Below are 17,595 nucleotides of genomic sequence, written 5' to 3' on the forward strand. Positions count from 1 at the left end.
TCTAGTCTCCCTTTTTAATAATTAAGCCATCTTCCAAGTATCAGATTCCATCTGCATATTTACCATGTGAGAATAGATTCCTTTAACTCCGTGAAGTTCAGCTGGTGCTCCTTGCTCTGCCACCACACCATCTTTAAGTACTACAATCTTGTGGGCACCATCAACGGTACGCATTCTATGTGCGATAACGAGAACTGTTTTATCCTTAATCAAATCTGAAATTGCTTCTTGAATCAGTGATTCATTATCAACATCAAGAGATGCTGTAGCCTCATCCATAAGAATAATAGGGGCATCCTTAAGGAATGCTCTGGCAATGGAAATACGCTGACGTTCACCACCTGAAAGCTCAGAGCCATTTTCACCAATCATTGTGTTATAACCATCTGGAAGCTTCGAAACAAATTCATCGCATCTAGCAAGCTTTGCTGCTGCAATTACTTCTTCGTCTGTAGCATCCTTTTTACCAATTCTAATATTCTCCATTACGGTGTTATTGAACAACGTAACATCCTGGAAAACAATTGAATACATAGATAGCAAAGTTTCAGGGTCTATCTTGCTAATATCCATTCCACCAACTGTAACTTTTCCAGCATCAATATCCCAGAATCTGGCAGCTAGTCGTGTTACTGTTGTTTTTCCACCACCTGAAGGGCCAATAAGTGCTGTAACCTCACCCTGCTTTGCCACAAAACTTACTCCATTTAAAACCGCCTCGCCATCTTCGTAGGAGAATTTAACATCCTTAAATTCAATGTCATATCCATTATTTGTAAGACGCTCCTGGCCTGTCTGTTCTGGATGAGAAAGAATTTCATCCATTCTCTCGCACTGAGTATCTGTAGCAATAAGGGCTGCAAAATTCTGTAATGAAATCTGAAGCGGCTCGTACATTCTCGAAACTACAAGTAAATACATGAAAAACGTAATTACGTTAATCTCGCCTGCCACTAAAAGAGAAGAACCAACAACTGCCACTGTTCCGATACCAAGCTTTAAAATCATCTGAGCGCTTCCAACAAATGCTGCATTGGAAAACTCAGTTGCTATTGTATGATTTTCAACTGCTTTTATCTTTTTTGTTAGACCTACCATATATTCTTCCTGCGCATTATAGGCCTTTAAATCTCTAACTGTTTCTAGGGCTTCTTGAATTCCATCAAGACAGGCCACCTTGTATTTGCTTCCTTTTCGATTCATCTTGTGCATAAAAGGCTTAGAGCAAAATACAATGACAAAGGAAACAGGCAGTACCCACATGGCAGCAATCGCCATTCTCCAATCAAAGAAGAATAAAGAAATTACTACAATTGTTGTGGATATCATAGCTCCTACAAGTTCTGGAAGCCAATGAGAAGATGCAGTCTCAATCATTGCACAATCAGCCATAATTGTGTTGGTTAAGTCTGCAAGGTCCTTTTTCCCAAAGAAGGAAAGCGGTATCTTTCTCAGCTTCTCAGCGAGAGAGCGTCGTCTAACACCACTCTCAACATATGTTGAATAAAATGTTGCACTGTATTGGATATATTGAGTCAATGCAATTAATGCCAAGCAGATAAGTGACCCAACAATATAAAAGGTCATATTCTCTCTTAGGTCTTTCCCATCCAACAGCTCTGATGAAAATGTAAATAATACTCCAACTGGGAACATCATTGAAATATTTGAAATTGTACAAGCCCCGAAGGCTTTAATCATATCCTTAGCGCCTTTTTCAGAAAGGGCGTATTTGTGTTGTAATTTTTCTACTAAACTCATGCTCCCTTACCTACCTTCCAATTAACCGATTTGTTATACTCAGACCACATATGGTTATAGACACCATTTGCTTTAATAAGCTCTTCATGTTTTCCTGACTCTATGATTTTTCCACCAGAGAGCACACAAATCCTGTCTGCATCCACAACTGTTGACAGTCTATGAGCAATCATAATTACGGTCTTGTCCTTTGAAAGATTTGCAAATGCTTGCTGCACCTTTGCTTCATTATCAGGATCTGCAAATGCTGTAGCCTCATCCAAAATAAGAATAGGCGCATTCTTTAGAAATGCTCTGGCAATAGAAATACGCTGTGCTTCACCGCCAGAAACATATACACCTTCAGTTCCAATAACTGTGTTTATTCCATTAGGGAATTTTTCGATAATATCCATGCACTGGGCATCCTTGAGAGCTTGTAGCACTTGCTCTTCTGTAGCATTTGGATTTCCAAGTCTAACATTGTCTAATATTGACATTTTTAAAAGCTTGCTATCTTGGAATACATAGGAAACATTTCTCATAAGCTCAGCGCTGGCAATATCTTTTACATCGACCCCACCGATTTTAATACTGCCAGATTTAACATCCCAAAATCTTGCTACTAGAGAAGCAAGAGTAGTCTTTCCTCCGCCTGAAGGCCCAACAAGAGCTACATGTTCTCCAGGATTAATGCTTAGACTAATTGAATCAACAGCATTTCCTTTAGAATCATCATAAGCAAAATCAACATTCTCAATAACAACGCCTGCATCAACTGGCTTTTTAGGATTCGCTGCCTCCTTAAGTGGCTCGACACCAAGAATTTCATCCATGCGATAAAGAGCATCCATAACAATCATTTGACTTTCCCCGGCGTATGCCACTTTCATCAGGGTTATAGTGAGAATTGGTGTGATAATTATGTAAAACAAAATATTAAATAAAAATTCATTTTCAACACCAGACTTCGTAAATACGAAGCCACATACTACCAAGGCTGCAAATATGGCATTGCAAAGAGTTACGAATCCCACCATAGGAAACTGCATGTTGATTGTATAGTTAATAACCCATTTCTCGTATCTATCAATTGCTTCTTTAAATCTTTTAAATGAAAAAACTGACTGTCCAAAGGTTTTAACAACAGGAACACCTCGTACATATTCAACCGCTTCTGAGCTCATGTCCGCCAATGCATTCTGATACTCTGTCATGGCAGTTTGCATCTCTTTACCCATCATTTTTCCCATACAAAGAAATGCAAAAAACGCAGGTACCATACTGATTAGTCCTATTCTCCAATCGAAATACAAAAGAAGTCCTATGATTCCAAGTGGCGTTACATAGCTTACTGCCTTGTCAGGTAAGCTGTGGGCAATAAATGTTTCTGTAGCTGCCGTAGAATCCGCAACCACTTTACGAATCTTTCCACTTCCCTCAGACTCGATATATCCCATAGGAAGCTTCATAATGTGCTCCATCATATGAATTCGCATATTGACCTGAACTCTAAATGCGGCCAAATGAGAACACATAAGAGCAGCTAGGTAGATAAACATTGCAAGCAACGCCATAGCTACTGCATGCCATCCATATGAAGTAATATTTACTGCCTCTTCATAATTAGGTCTCACTTCAATAATTTCTTTAATGATGCACCAAATATAATAAAATGGTGCAAGCGCAAGTAGCGCACTAATTCCAGCAAGTATCCATGATGCAACCATGAGATACTTGTGCTTCCCAGCGTAATTAAAAAGCTGAGGTATGACACTTTTCTTTTTTTCCATGGTATATTTCCCTCCTATCCACTTGCAGTTACATAATACTACTTAGTATTAGTTATGTCTAACTCATTTTCAAAAAAAGTGTCAAGCGTAGCGCCTGACTCTAGGAATACTAATTTGCAAGCTGCCCATAAATCGAGCATGTATTTATTCTCATCATCTGGATTAAACGTAGATGGACGTAATAAGTTGTCTTTTTTTTCTTTTCCAAATGCAGAAATAAACTCATCTGCAACATCCACACTAACTTCATAGCAGTCCTTACAAATGCTTGGCGCTATACAGCACAAAACATTTTCATCAGAATCTCCACGATTAAACCCTAAATTCATGGGTTCATATACACCCGTGCTAACACCACCAAGCCTTGTAGAAAATCCATGTTTAACATTCGCTTCTTTCAGTAAATCAAATGTCAAATATGTTACACCATTTTTTCTTCTTTGTCTTTTTCTTCTGCTAAAACAATTTTTCTGACATTCATTAATTCAAGTCCTCTTTTTCTACTAGCTAATCTATTTATTCGTAAACCTCAGGACATTCATACAGAACTTCTGGTGCGATATCCAAACAATCATCCTCACCTGCCTCACCAATATCCCAGGCTAAGGTGTCGTTCATAATTTTACATTTATGCATAAATACAGATATGTCATTTAGTTTCTTAAATAAACCTTTTTCCATATTAGGTTTTACATCGTAACAAGTTATTTTCCCATCTGCAAAATAAACCCAAACTGTATAATTATCTCTTGGAACTACTTGTATTATTTCATGTGTCATAATTATTACCTCAGTGGTTCTATCTTTTCTAGTTCTTCCATCATTTTAGCTAGTTCCCAATCTCTTATCAATTCTTCCCCATGAATAATTGTCCATGCAAGAATCAACTTTATCTGTTGCGAAGGCATATGTCCTTCTAGTACCCTAGCTTTCTTTATATCCACCAAAACCTTATACTCTCCGTATCTTGCATGAAAATGTGGTGGATTATGATCCTCGTAGTACATTAAAATTTCAATTCCATAAAACCTTGATATTACCGGCATTTCTTTATTTCCTCCATGTTTTTGTTTTACTAATCCTTTACTAATCTTACCAAAACATGGTGTCCATATTTATACCCGTCACATCAAACAAAAGTCAAAGAAGCTTTATAAAAATGTTAATTTGACTATGAATAGTAACGTCAAATAATAATTAATCATTTTCTAGCTGCAATCGTTATTATTTCGTCAACAGCATCAGACACCTCATAGTGCAGCTATTCCTCCGGATATTTTTCTATTGCTTCCATAAATCCTGTCTTTCCAATAATTGTCGAAGTTTCTTCTTCGCTAAATCCACGGCGTCTCATTTCAGCCAGAAGATCATTAATATATGCTTGTTTCTTTTCCTTTGTGACTCCCATCTCTACCTCCTGATACTATATTAATTACAATTATACCTTTTATTAAAAAAATAAACAGCAAGGGCTAGCATCATTATTTGTAAAAGGTTATTGCTAGCCTGCATTTTTCAAAAATACCTTATTCTTCTTTTTTCGACCCCTCCAACCATGGCAACAAAAACTCTCCGTAGAGCATATCTAAAATTGCCACACCAGGGATTGCAAGCAAAATACCTACTATTCCAAACATTTTGCCACCTACAATGACACCAATTAAAACCCATAAGCCTGACACTCCAACAGAGTCCCCTACAAGCTTTGGCTTTAAAATGTATCCATCGATATTCTGTAATATTAATGTAAATATGATAAATACAAGAGCATACCATGGCTCCACTAAGAGCAATAGAAATGCACCAATGGCTCCACCAATGATTGGTCCAAATGTAGGAATAAGGTTGGTCACTGCAACTACCATTGAAACAAGCCCAATATAAGGAAGGCCAACTAGGCCCATAAATATTGCATTTACAACACCAATAATCAATGAATCTAAAATATTGAAAACTATATATCTGCTAAGAATGAAATCACTTCGCTTTAAAACGTATTTAACATCCTCATATTTTCCCTTGCATACAGCCTTCAGGAATCTAATGGCCCCTCCCTTTAGGTTGTCCTTTTCTGCCAGGAAATAGATGGATAAAAGGAATGCAATAAATATAGTTCCTACTGCTTTGCCAACCCCAGCAGTTGCCGACAATATAGTAGACATATTGTCACTTAAAAAATTTGTGACTGTATTTAGCATATCAGTTGTGGATGCAGTCAAAAAGCTCAAATCTACCACTTCTGAGACGCCAAGAGCATCGATTGTCTTTTGAAGCCCCTTTGCGTAATCATCAAGATTGTTTGCAAATGTAGTTACACTAGAAATTAACTGAGGAACAACCGTAAATGCGAAATAAACCAGGAAAACTATTACAGTTAAAAAGGCCAAAAGATTTCCTAAAACTGTTTTTGGCTTGTCCTTTTTCAGTTTTCCGAAAAGCTTGTCTCTATAAAACACAGCCAAAGGATTAATAATATACGCTATTACTGCCCCTAGGAATACCGTTGAGAAAAAACCTAAAAATGTACCTAAGCCGTCTACAACTTCACTTATTCTAATTAATAAAACGAAAAGTGCTACTCCTATGCAAATCGCCACCGCCAGCGAGTACCATGGTCTATCTCTAAATTTTTTCATAATTACCTCCTGTCTTCTATGTCTTTAATATGACAAAAAGACCCTGCAAAAGCAAGGTCTTAATTCTTAAAAAAGTATTAAATTTACTCGTATCTAAGTGCATCGATAGGATTGAGTTTCGCAGCCTTATTAGCTGGATAGTATCCAAAGAATACACCTATTCCCATAGAGAATACTACCGCAACAACGATTGCAACAATAGATACAGAAGCTGAGTAGCCCATGTATGTGGCTGCAATTGATCCAAGTGTAACACCAAGGATTATTCCAATTAAACCACCCATGATACAAATAACCACTGACTCTGTTATGAACTGAAGTCTAATAGAACCGTTTGTAGCTCCAAGGGCTTTTCTAGTTCCGATTTCCTTTGTACGCTCTGTAATTGATACAAGCATGATGTTCATAACTCCAATACCACCAACAACAAGTGAAATACCAGCTATGATAGCAAGGGCTAACTCTATTGTTGTAATCATTGAAGTCATAGATTCAATCATACTAGACATACTTGTTACAGTAACTTCATAGTCATCGTTATTAGAATAATATTTTACATTGAAGTAATCTTCTACTGTCTCGGCAAATGCCTCTGAATCAGTATCAATTGTTGTTACAAGAGTGATGCTCTCATATCCGTCATTTGTTGTATGAAGCTGATTTCTTGCAGTTTCATATGGAATATATAAATCAGTTGTAGTGTCCTCTGTAGAAGAGCTTGACCAGGTACTGCCATCATACTCATATACACCAACAATGTAATAAGTATAATATTTTCCATTGATGCTTATTTCTACAGCAGAACCAAGTGCTGCCGAGGTATCCCCATCAAACATATTATTTACAAAGTAATCTGAAACAATACAAACCTTCTCAGCATCCTCATAATCCTGTTCAATAAAGGTTCTTCCTGCTAACAGATCTAAATCTGTATACTCCATGTAGTCTTCATTGTAGCCAGTCACATTAACATATGCATACAAATCACCGTCAATTGCTGTACCTGAGCCTACAGATGATGATAACAATGTATATTTAATATTATCCCCATATTCCTCCAAAAAAGACTCAACCATTTCATCTGTAAGGTAATCATCTGTATCCATTGAACGCCTGTTACCAGCACCAAAATGCATACCAGATGCTGTTGTCTCCTCAGAGGTACTTTTTGCACTAACACCCACTGTAAGGTTGTTTGCTCCCATTTCCTGCATCTGTGTGTTGACCATAACAGTAATGGAATTACCTACTGTCATAATAGCAATAACTGATGCGATACCAATTATAATACCAAGCATTGTCAAAAGGGATCGCATTATGTTGGATTTAAGGCCTGCCAACGCAAGGAGAACATTTTCCATTATTAGCATGCCATCTCCTCCTTATCCTGTGCCTTAACATTTATTTGCATTTCTTTTTTTAGCTCTGGCCATTTTCCTTGAGCAACACCTTTAATATCACCATCTCGTAATGTGATAATTCTTTCAGTTTCAAGTGAAAGCTCTGGTGAGTGAGTGATAAGTACAATGGTTTTTCCCTGCTCTTCGTGTAGCTTGTGGAAAATATCCATGATAAGTCTACCTGTTGCAGAATCAAGGGCACCTGTTGGCTCATCCGCAAGTATTATTGCTGGATCATTTGCCATTGCTCTTGCAATAGCAACTCTTTGCTTCTGACCACCGGAAAGCTCATCTGGATTATGCATCATACGATGTGTCATCCCTACCTGCTCCAATAGCATCTTTGCACGCTCTGTTCGTTCTGCACGACCAACCCCAGCATACATCATAGGAAGCTCAACATTTTTTACTGCATTAGTTCTAGCAATAAGATTGTAGGTCTGAAATACGAATCCAATTTTTTTATTTCTTAAAATAGATAACTCGTGATCCTTAGCCTTTTCTATGTCAATTCCATCTAGAGTATATTCACCGCTGGTAGGGCGATCTAAGGCGCCAATTATATTCATTAATGTTGACTTACCCGATCCTGACTGACCAACGATGGATACGAATTCTCCTTCACGGACCGTAAAGTTTACGCCGTGAAGAACTTCAAATTCGTTTGGAGTGCCAATGAAAAAGCTTTTTCTTATGTCACGAAGATCTAGCATGATATCTCCTGCTGCCATATTAACACCTCCTACATTCCACCTGGAGCTCCGCCACCTGGGCCACCTTGGCCGCCGCCCATGTCACCGCCTTGGCCACCGCCCATGTTCATCATCATTCCATCCTCTGATGATTCTGAATCAGAGCTTGTTGTGCTTGAAGCTGTTGCCTTTACAAGCATTCCTTCATATAATTCATCACTGATAATCTGTACATAGTAATCACTTTCAAGACCCAGTGTTACAGTTACCTTTGTTTCATTACCTGCATCATCAACAGCAGTTACATAGCTATTTCCATCACTGTCTGTCTGTACACAATCATAAGCTACTGCATAAGCATCTGTTACTGACTCGAGAATTACTGATGCCTTTGCTGTCATACCAACACGAAGTCTATCATCTGTAGAATCAAGAGTGATTTTTACTTCATAACTAGCTGTACTTGAGCTTGAGCTTGTGCTTGTTCCTGATGAACTAGATGAACTTGATGAGCTTGATGAGCTAGTAGTTGAATCTGAAGTAACAGCAACATAAGTAACTGTACCTGTAAACTCTTCATCATCTGTAGCATCAAATTTTACAACTGCTGATAATCCTTCTGTAATAGATGCAATATCATACTCATCAACTGTCGCCTCTACAACGAATGAATCTGTATTTGATATCGTAAATACGGTATTACCCTGTGTATAGTTGTTTCCTTCTTCTACATTAATAGCTGTAATATATCCTGAGAAAGGAGCCACAACCTGTGTTCCTGACTGGCTCTCTGTAACAGATTCATATTCTTCTGATTTTGTATATGTAGTATCATATTCCTGCTGCAATACAGCTAATTCATAATTGTACTGAGCTTCCTCAATTTTCTCCTGATACTCCTCTAATGAATCCTGTTTTTCTTCATATGTATCAATTGTAACGCCATAAAGCTGATTACTTAATTCTGTCTGTGTTGTATATCTAGACTGGGCTGTTGTATCACTTGGGTTAGCTAAGTAGTCTTCATAAGCATCTACTAAGTTGTTATAATAGATTTCATTTTCATCTAACCATTCCTGAATATCAGCTATTTCCTCTTCGTATTCAGCAATTTCGTCCAAATAATCCTGAAGTGCTTTTTCGTTCTGAACATCTGTGATATTGTATTTAGCATTTAAAGCGGCAAGCTTCTCTGCATAATCATCTGAATCAAATTCAACAACTACTGTTCCTGCCTCAACATAATCACCAACTTCATAATAAACAGCTGCTACTTCTGTACCAGTTGCTACTGTAGAAGTAACTGACTGAGATTGTCCTGCTTCAAGAGTACCAGTAACACTGACGGATGATTGTAAGTCCATAACCTCAACTGCAGTTGTAAGTGTTCCTGTTTCCTCTTTATCGCTTTTATTAGCCTTTGACAAAAACTTATTTCCTAAAATACCTCCTGCTGCAATAAGTAGCATCAGTATGATACATAACAATTTATGTCCCTTTACAAATTTGCCGAGGCCTTTGAAAAATCTTTTTATTTTTCCAGGCTTCTTGGTGTCTTTCTTTTTCTCCTTACTTGTCTCACTCGACATTGTGTATTCCTCCTGATATTTTTTACTAAAACTTTTGATCTGTTGTTTCAAAAACATGCTTTGACTTTTGCAAATATATACCCTAAAAAGCCCAATGTAAACGGAATACACCTTAAATTCAGAATTATTCAGATAGTCTTCACATTACCAACTCCTATCGTTCATTTTTCTTGATTTTACAAGGGTTAGCAGAAACTTTTACATAAAAAAAGACATCCCTATAAAAGGAATGTCTTTGAATATTTATTGATTAATCTTCTTTTGGCATAACAATTGCAATATGAACATCATCAAGCTGCTTCTGATCAACTGTTGCAGGAGCATCCATCATGATATCCTGTGCGTTCTTGTTCATTGGGAATGGAATAATCTCACGGATTGATTCCTCACCAGCGATAAGCATAATCATGCGGTCAACGCCTGGAGCGATACCGCCATGTGGTGGTGCACCATAAGTAAATGCATTGTACATAGCTGGGAACTTAGCCTTTACATCATCCTCGCCAAGACCTACAAGCTTGAATGCCTCAATCATGATTTCTGGATCATGGTTACGGATAGCACCTGATGAAAGCTCAACACCATTACATACTAAGTCGTACTGGTAAGCTAAAATATCAAGTGGCTCCTGATTCTTGAGTGCCTCGATACCACCCTGTGGCATTGAGAATGGATTATGACAGAACTCAAGCTCTCCTGACTCCTCTCCAATTTCGTACATTGGGAAATCAACAATCCAGCAGAACTCGTATGTTTCCTTTTTCATGTGTCCCTCTGCTGCTGCACCAAGAAGCTTTCTAAATACACCAGCTGTCTTTTGAGTAACAAGAAGTGGACCTGCAGCAAGACCAACGAAATCACCAGGCTTAAGACCAAGCTTATCGATAACTGCCTGCTTTCTCTCCTGAAGGAACTTAGCGATACCACCAACGATTTCGCCGTTCTCATCCAACTTGAACCAGTATGTCTTCTGAGCTGTAGCAACCTCTACCTCAGCGATCATAGCATCAATCTGCTTACGTGTAGCAGAAAGGTTATCAACTACGATAGCCTTAACAACATTGCCCTCAAATGGACCGAATCCGCAATCAGCCATAACATCTGTAGCATCCTGAAGAACAAGATCAATACGAAGATCTGGCTTATCAGAACCGTATTTGTCCATAGCCTCAAGATATGGAATACGTACAAATGGAGCTGTAGAAGCGCTCTTGTATACACCGTACTTAGCAAAGATAGGTGGAAGAACATCCTCAACTACTGCAAATATGTCTTCCTGAGAAGCGAATGCCATCTCCATATCAAGCTGATAGAACTCTCCTGGAGAACGGTCAGCACGAGCATCCTCATCACGGAAACAAGGTGCAATCTGGAAATATCTATCGAAACCAGATGCCATAAGAATCTGTTTGAACTGCTGTGGCGCCTGTGGAAGTGCATAGAACTTGCCAGGATGATTACGTGCTGGAACAAGGTAATCTCTAGCACCCTCAGGTGATGAGCATGTAAGAATTGGAGTAGTAATCTCCATGAAATCGTGAGCAATCATAGCGCTACGTAACTCTGCTACGATTTTGCTACGAAGAATAATCTTGCTCTTAACCTCTGGGTTACGAAGATCAAGATAACGATATTTAAGACGAGTATTCTCATCTGCTTCCTTTGAACGATTAATCTCAAATGGGAGCTCATTGTGAGTACACTTGCCAAGAATTTCAATCTTTGAAGGAACTACTTCGATTTCTCCTGTAGGAAGCTCTGTGTTCTTTGAAGAACGCTCACGAACTGTACCTGTAACTGAAATAGTAGACTCCTTGTTAACAGAATCGATAACAGCCATCATCTCTTCTGTCTCAACAACTATCTGTGTAGTGCCATAAAAATCGCGAAGGATAAGGAAACCAAGATTTTTAGACACCTTTCTAATGTTTTCGAACCAACCAACTAATGTAACTTCTTTGCCAGCATCTGAAAGGCGAAGCTCATTACAGTTGTGTGTACGTGACTGAGTCATTTTATCTCTCCTCTTTCTAAATAAAACATAGGGCTGTCAGTATTTTGACAGCCCTTTAATAATACACCAATTTACATCGCAAGTCTAGATATCTTCTGGTTATTAATACGTCCCTTAGCTTTAAGGGCAACCTGAAGTAAATCCTGCAATTCATTTCTATCTATAACTATTTTTGAGTCATCGTCTAAGGTAACTACAATACGGGTCTCGCAGTTAGCACATTCACCCATGCAGTCTCCATCACAATCCTCGTCGTCGCAGTGAAGCTCGCAGCTACTACAATCAACCTGATACATATTTTTACGATTAATAACACCTATCTCCTCAAGTGTATTAACCATTCGATATACTGTAGCAGTACCGATATTTTTATCCTGCTTGATTGCCTCTCGATAAATCTCCTTAACACAAGAAGGTTCGCCATTTAATATGATATCTAATATAATCATGCGCTGCTTAGTAATTCGACAGCCTGCCTCTCTAAGTTGCTGCAGAATCTGCTGGCGCTGCTCATTTCCTAAAACATCCATTACTTTAATATTTTATCCTTTGCATAATCACGGACAGCCTTGAAGCTTTCCTTACTAATAACATGCTCAATTCTACATGCATCCTCAGATGCAATTTCCTCATCTACACCAAGTCTAACAAGGATATCTGAAATAAGCTCGTGACGCTCGTATATAGTTTCAGCGATTTCCTTGCCCTCATCTGTAAGATAGATATATCCAGCATCAGTAACAGTAATATGATTCTTCTCACGAAGGTTTTTCATTGCTATACTTACTGATGACTTTTTGAAATTAAGTTCATTGGCAATATCAACAGCTCTAACAACAGGAAGCTTCTTGCTAAGAACTAATATAGTCTCTAAATAGTTTTCTGATGATTCATTATTGAATGCTCTCACGGTATTACTCCTCCTCGAATCTTACAATGCATAAATTCAATTGTATGCAATCTGTTTTATTAAGATAACATATTTCTCACTCAAGTGCAACCATGTAAACTATTGTTAGTTTATCCTAACTATTAGTTTTTATCAAGCATTATTAATCATTTCTTAAACTTTTATTAAATAGATTCTCAAACTGTTGACGGTTCCAATTTAATTGTTTATTGTTCATTTTAGACAAGCAAAAACCTTTTAGGAGGTACCACATGAACAATTTCAGATATAAAATGGCAAGATTTTTTGCAGGCCGTACAGGTGTAGATTCATTAGGAAGATTTTTCACCTGGCTTGCTCTCATATTAATGATAGCCACAATGATTACTCATTCAAATATAGTTTATCTTATGGCTATGGGCTGCCTTGTATATAGCATTTGGAGAATGTTCTCCAAAAATTATCAAAAACGCTACCGTGAAAACCAGTGGTTTCTTAATAAAACAGAAAAAATACGTTTTAAGCTAAACCCACGCGACATTATTAATTGGTTTTCACGTATTAAAAATTCAATCCAGCAAAGAAGGATGTATGCTATTTTCAAATGTCCTTCTTGCAAACAAAAACTTAGAGTACCTAGAGGACGAGGCAAAATCCAAGTAACCTGTAGGAAATGTGGAAATCAATTCATAAAGAAGGTATAAAATTGTTTGGATATGTTCACGCCGATTTAACACAGCTATCACAAGATAATAGGAAAATATATCAAAGCTTTTATTGCGGACTCTGTAGACAGTTAGGTAATTCAGCTGGTTTTAAGGGGCAAATGCTTCTGAACTATGATTTATGCTTTTTAGCAATTCTACTTCAGAGTTTATATGAGCCAGAGTTTCAGTCAGAAAATTTTAGATGTATGATTCATCCATTTAAAAGCAAGACTGGATTAAAAAGCGAGGCTATTGCTTATGCTGCTGATATGGATATCATTCTTTCCTATCACAGTTTATTGGATAACTATAGAGACGACGATTCAAAGATATCTGGATTTGCTGCAAAGCTACTTGAAAAGGATTACAAACGAATCAAGCTCAATTATCCTAGGCAAACAAAAGCTGTAGAAAATTATATTCAAAAGCTTACTATTGCCGAGCATGACAAAGAAACTAACATCGATGCAATATCCGGCTATACCGGAGAAATGTTAGGTCAGCTTTTTAATTGGAAAGATGATGGCTGGGCTCAGACTCTCAAGTGTATGGGCTACTATTTAGGCAAATTCATTTATTTAATAGATGCCTATGATGATTTGAAAAAGGATGAAAAGAAAGGCTCCTATAACCCTCTACTTTTCATGAAAAAGGAATCACCAAAGGAATTCGAGACATTTGTAAGAGTTAATCTTACTTCTCTCATGGCCGAATGTGCAAAGCAATTCGAACGCTTGCCTATCGTAGAAAACACAAATATTCTTCGCAATATTATTTACTCAGGTGTTTGGACAAAATACGACTACTTACAGCTTAAAGAAAAGAAAAAAGATAATAGCTTCAAGGAGAAGAATTAATGATAGATCCTTATAGAGTTCTTGGTATTAGCCCGAGCGCCTCTGAAGATGAAATAAAAAAAGCATACCGAAATCTCAGTAGAAAATATCATCCTGATGCCAACATTAACAATCCTAACAAGGAACAGGCTGAGGAAAAATTCAAAGAGATTCAAGCTGCTTATAACCAGATTATGGATGAACGCCAAAATGGTTATGGCTATTCATCAAGTACCTATAGTAATAGTTCAGATTACAGTGGCTCTTATTCATACTCATCTATGGAAATGCAAGCCGCTGCTAATTATATAAATGCCCGTCAATTTGCTCAGGCCATGAATGTACTTTCATCTATCCCAGATCAAAACAGAAACGGACAATGGTACTTTTTCGCAGCTGTGGCATCTCAAGGCATGGGAAATCTCAACGACGCTAGAGAATTTATACGTCGTGCAATTGCCTTAGAGCCTAGCAATTTCAGATATAGACAATTCCAGCAAAGTATTGATTGGAGTAACAGTTGGTACGAGAGTCGAAGCACTAGCTATGGCTACTATCGTCCTTACTCTGGCTTTGCAAGATGGTGCTTTAATATGATTTTATGTAACCTTCTTTGCAACCTTTGCTGTTTCTTTTAACTAGATATTTTACAAGGTCATTCGGACCATTCATATATTTTCTCCCTACATAAGCATGTTCTGCATGAATATGCAAAAAGGCCCTCGGGCTTCAGCCACCCGAGGGTCGTTGTTTTTACCTATTTATTTTATATGCGAGCAAATTTTGCTTATTATTGCTGCTACAATAACAGTAATCATTAGCGAAACAATATAAGCTAATCCGACTATTTTACCATCCATTATTTTCAGCATCCATATTATTACAAAATGATGTGCTAGATAAATAATAAAGGAAATCCCACTTAAATATTTAAGAGTTTCTCTAGACTTATCACCATAAGGAATGGCTGAGAACAGATTTATCAACAGATAAAACAATGCAATCCCAAGCAGATTCTTCCATGGAAGCACATTTCCCACATAAGGAAGCGGCACAAATAAAACAAGACCCGTTGCTATAAGGGCAAATAATGTTTTAATAATTCCGTATCCAAGCCAATTTGGATGTTCCTGAAAAAGCATTCCTAGCCAGAAAAGAGCCAGAGCTGTAAATATACTAGCATCTGCAGGGACAACAGGCTGGATAGCATACATCGCCTCTGCAAAATACAATACTGTAAGCACAATAGTTGTGGCTATAGGAGCTTTTCTCATCAAAACTCGCAAAATTAAATATGCACAATAAAGGAAAATGATCATTCCTGTAAACCACTCTCCTACACAAGCATAAGTTAATATATTGAAATAAACTGCGTAGGTATCAAAACCAGCAAAGGACAGTACTAGCTTTAATATATTCCCGCCCCAGAAAAAATCACTTCTGCTAATGCTTGTAATCAAATAAGCAATAATAAAGCAAATCCAAAGGGGTGGAAATATAGAAAGAAATCTCTTTTTTATATATTTTTTAATATCCACATTTTTGCATGTCATTTGAATCATGTAGCCTGAAAGAATAAAGAAAATGCAGGTACCTACACTTCCCCAGCCACCATTTTTATAGCCACAAAAGATAGAATCCTCTGCTCCAATTTCAGTGCAAAAATGATAGTTAAATATTATTAAAATAGCCACTACTCTCAGCAAATCAAACTGAGGCATTCTAGTAGACCTTATATTTGTCGAAGTCATCAATGCTCCCCTTTATTTTTTGAATAGAAGTCTTGATTTTGTCATAAGCGGACTCTCAATATATTTATATACGACCAGAGCCATGGAAAGTGAAATTCCGCCTATTACAACCATCTGGCTATAAACTGATAGCTCCGCAAAGAACGGTAACAAAAAGCCATGAATTAGATACATACTAAAGCTTGCATTTCCCAAAAGGAGAAATGCTCTATTTCCAAGGCATTTCTTTGTAATACTGTCTTCTGGCAAAAGGCAAAGCACTACTAAAACTGCAGATGCAATGTAAGCGCAAATCAATTGATGCTCCCAGCCCACATAATATCCAACATATTTAGAGTCGATCCCTGAGAGAATTTGCTCTGAGGTTACAATAGTAAGAATAAGACATGTTACTACAAACATGGAACCTACAACATTAAACAAACCTGCCACCAACTTTGATGCTTTCATATCAGCTTTTAATATCTTGAGAAGATATGCAAAGGACATTCCAATAAGGAAAAGCCACAGCATAGGGACCTGTGCTCCACCATTACCCTTAAGTAAAAATCCAGTAAGTGGTAGGTAATGATAAGAAATAAAAACGCACACTGTCAATGCAATAAAAATAACAAAATTCATTGCACCCTTTTTAATAACCGGCGATAAAAGCTTTTTTAGTATTCCAACAGCAAGTAACATAAATGGCGCACAAACATAAAAGAATATCTCCTGCTGCAAAAACCAAAGATGTCCCTTGCTTCGTATAAAGAACATATTAAGGACCAAACTGTTTTCAGTTGTATAATCACGAAAATCCAGAACTCTGAGTCCCCATGCAGCGAAGGCCATGCAAATCCATGCTACAGGAATAATTCTAATAATTCGCTTTATATAATATTTTAAAAAAGTACCTGGTTTAAAATAACTATACTCATAATCACTATCATTAAATGGCTGACAAACAAAGAAGCCACTCATAGCAAAGAATATACAATTTCCCAATCCCCCCTGAGCCAAGAATCCACAATGGGAAGCTATAATAAGTGCTATGGCCCAAAAGCGCAATCCTTGTATAGCATTATTTTTCGATTGAGTCATTTTACATTCTCCTCTTAACAATTTTGAAAAGCTGTAGCCTTTAATGGCTACAGCTTTACTAATTTAATCCGCAATAACTTCTTTAAGTATTACTTCATTTCCTGTGACAAGATAAGTGTTTTCACTGCCACAATGTGGACAAGTCTTTCCATAAGCAACTGTCTCATATTCCTGCTTACAGTCCTCACAGAATGTCACAGCCTTGATTGTTTCGCAAGTGAGTTTGCTACCATCAAGTCTTGGATATTTTTTGGCATTCCATGCCCAGCAATCAATCAAATAATCTGGAATAACTGTGGAAACCTCTCCAATTGAAAGAACAACCTCGCTGATATGCTCGGCCTTGTTCTCCTCAGCAACTTCCTCTACCTGCTTTGCAACATGAAACACAATACCTAATTCATGCATTACTTATACTTCCTCTCTAATATACCCCGGCAGTTACGGCTACAAGCCTGAGAGTCACTC

At 37.5% G+C, this 17,595-nt stretch carries 19 protein-coding genes; 3 read left to right on the forward strand and 16 right to left on the reverse strand.

The annotated features are described in order from the left end of the window. Positions 1-21: 21 nt before the first annotated feature. The 13 genes from E7276_RS07235 to E7276_RS07295 form a co-directional block, all read right to left on the reverse strand. Positions 22-1,761 carry an ABC transporter ATP-binding protein gene (locus E7276_RS07235; protein WP_294215658.1) on the reverse strand — a complete coding sequence of 580 codons (1,740 nt, stop codon included), beginning with the start codon at positions 1,759-1,761 and terminating at the stop codon, positions 22-24. Continuing rightward, positions 1,758-3,533 (reverse strand): ABC transporter ATP-binding protein, encoded by a 1,776-nt coding sequence (locus E7276_RS07240; RefSeq protein ID WP_294215659.1) that lies wholly within the window; start codon positions 3,531-3,533, stop codon positions 1,758-1,760. Before E7276_RS07240 ends, E7276_RS07235 begins: the two co-directional genes overlap by 4 nt. 38 nt (positions 3,534-3,571) lie before the next feature. Continuing rightward, positions 3,572-3,862: a laccase domain-containing protein gene (locus tag E7276_RS07245; protein ID WP_294215664.1), complete on the reverse strand. Its 291-nt coding sequence runs from the start codon at positions 3,860-3,862 to the stop codon at positions 3,572-3,574. Positions 3,863-4,049: 187 nt separating this feature from the next. Next, positions 4,050-4,313, reverse strand: a complete 264-nt coding sequence (locus E7276_RS07250; protein ID WP_294215667.1) for a DUF2442 domain-containing protein — start codon at positions 4,311-4,313, stop codon at positions 4,050-4,052. 5 nt (positions 4,314-4,318) lie between these two features. Beyond that, complete coding sequence (locus E7276_RS07255) at positions 4,319-4,579, reverse strand: DUF4160 domain-containing protein (protein WP_294215669.1); 261 nt, start codon at positions 4,577-4,579, stop codon at positions 4,319-4,321. Between the two features lie 215 nt (positions 4,580-4,794). Continuing rightward, positions 4,795-4,941, reverse strand: coding sequence for a hypothetical protein (locus E7276_RS07260; protein WP_294215671.1), 147 nt, complete (start codon positions 4,939-4,941; stop codon positions 4,795-4,797). Positions 4,942-5,059: 118 nt separating this feature from the next. Continuing rightward, entirely contained in the window at positions 5,060-6,169 is a 1,110-nt protein-coding gene (locus tag E7276_RS07265) for an AI-2E family transporter (protein WP_294215673.1), read from the reverse strand. A gap of 83 nt (positions 6,170-6,252) precedes the next feature. Next, the gene (locus E7276_RS07270; RefSeq protein ID WP_294215676.1) at positions 6,253-7,539 is read right to left on the reverse strand and encodes an ABC transporter permease; all 1,287 of its coding nucleotides are present in this window, start codon (positions 7,537-7,539) and stop codon (positions 6,253-6,255) included. Then, a complete protein-coding gene (locus E7276_RS07275) occupies positions 7,533-8,300 on the reverse strand; it encodes an ABC transporter ATP-binding protein (RefSeq protein ID WP_294215677.1) in 768 nt (255 codons plus the stop codon). Before E7276_RS07275 ends, E7276_RS07270 begins: the two co-directional genes overlap by 7 nt. A gap of 11 nt (positions 8,301-8,311) precedes the next feature. Next, complete coding sequence (locus tag E7276_RS07280; protein WP_294215680.1) at positions 8,312-9,850, reverse strand: efflux RND transporter periplasmic adaptor subunit; 1,539 nt, start codon at positions 9,848-9,850, stop codon at positions 8,312-8,314. Between the two features lie 250 nt (positions 9,851-10,100). Continuing rightward, the gene (aspS, locus tag E7276_RS07285; protein WP_294215683.1) at positions 10,101-11,864 is read right to left on the reverse strand and encodes an aspartate--tRNA ligase; all 1,764 of its coding nucleotides are present in this window, start codon (positions 11,862-11,864) and stop codon (positions 10,101-10,103) included. Positions 11,865-11,935: 71 nt separating this feature from the next. Beyond that, positions 11,936-12,394 carry a transcriptional repressor gene (locus E7276_RS07290; protein ID WP_294215684.1) on the reverse strand — a complete coding sequence of 153 codons (459 nt, stop codon included), beginning with the start codon at positions 12,392-12,394 and terminating at the stop codon, positions 11,936-11,938. Beyond that, complete coding sequence (locus E7276_RS07295) at positions 12,394-12,774, reverse strand: metal-dependent transcriptional regulator (protein WP_294215686.1); 381 nt, start codon at positions 12,772-12,774, stop codon at positions 12,394-12,396. Before E7276_RS07295 ends, E7276_RS07290 begins: the two co-directional genes overlap by 1 nt. A gap of 251 nt (positions 12,775-13,025) precedes the next feature. Between E7276_RS07295 and E7276_RS07300 the strand changes: the two genes are divergently transcribed. From E7276_RS07300 to E7276_RS07310, 3 genes are read left to right on the forward strand one after another with little or no spacing between them, the layout of a single operon-like run. Next, positions 13,026-13,457, forward strand: coding sequence for a hypothetical protein (locus E7276_RS07300; RefSeq protein ID WP_294215688.1), 432 nt, complete (start codon positions 13,026-13,028; stop codon positions 13,455-13,457). A 2-nt stretch (positions 13,458-13,459) separates the two neighbouring features. Next, positions 13,460-14,317: a DUF5685 family protein gene (locus E7276_RS07305; protein WP_294215691.1), complete on the forward strand. Its 858-nt coding sequence runs from the start codon at positions 13,460-13,462 to the stop codon at positions 14,315-14,317. After that, the gene (locus tag E7276_RS07310) at positions 14,317-14,934 is read left to right on the forward strand and encodes a J domain-containing protein (RefSeq protein WP_294215692.1); all 618 of its coding nucleotides are present in this window, start codon (positions 14,317-14,319) and stop codon (positions 14,932-14,934) included. The genes E7276_RS07305 and E7276_RS07310 overlap by 1 nt, the downstream gene beginning before the upstream one ends. 123 nt (positions 14,935-15,057) lie before the next feature. Here the strand turns inward: E7276_RS07310 and E7276_RS07315 are convergent, their stop codons facing one another. The 3 genes from E7276_RS07315 to E7276_RS07325 all read right to left on the reverse strand — a co-directional run bounded on the left by E7276_RS07315 (position 15,058) and on the right by E7276_RS07325 (position 17,535). Further along, a complete protein-coding gene (locus E7276_RS07315; protein ID WP_294215695.1) occupies positions 15,058-16,047 on the reverse strand; it encodes an acyltransferase family protein in 990 nt (329 codons plus the stop codon). 12 nt (positions 16,048-16,059) lie between these two features. Beyond that, the gene (locus tag E7276_RS07320; RefSeq protein WP_294215698.1) at positions 16,060-17,127 is read right to left on the reverse strand and encodes an acyltransferase family protein; all 1,068 of its coding nucleotides are present in this window, start codon (positions 17,125-17,127) and stop codon (positions 16,060-16,062) included. Between the two features lie 63 nt (positions 17,128-17,190). Further along, positions 17,191-17,535 carry a hydrogenase maturation nickel metallochaperone HypA gene (locus E7276_RS07325; protein WP_294215700.1) on the reverse strand — a complete coding sequence of 115 codons (345 nt, stop codon included), beginning with the start codon at positions 17,533-17,535 and terminating at the stop codon, positions 17,191-17,193. Positions 17,536-17,595: the final 60 nt, after the last annotated feature.

It is taken from the genome of Pseudobutyrivibrio sp. (assembly GCF_015057185.1).
Taxonomy (GTDB): domain Bacteria; phylum Bacillota; class Clostridia; order Lachnospirales; family Lachnospiraceae; genus Pseudobutyrivibrio.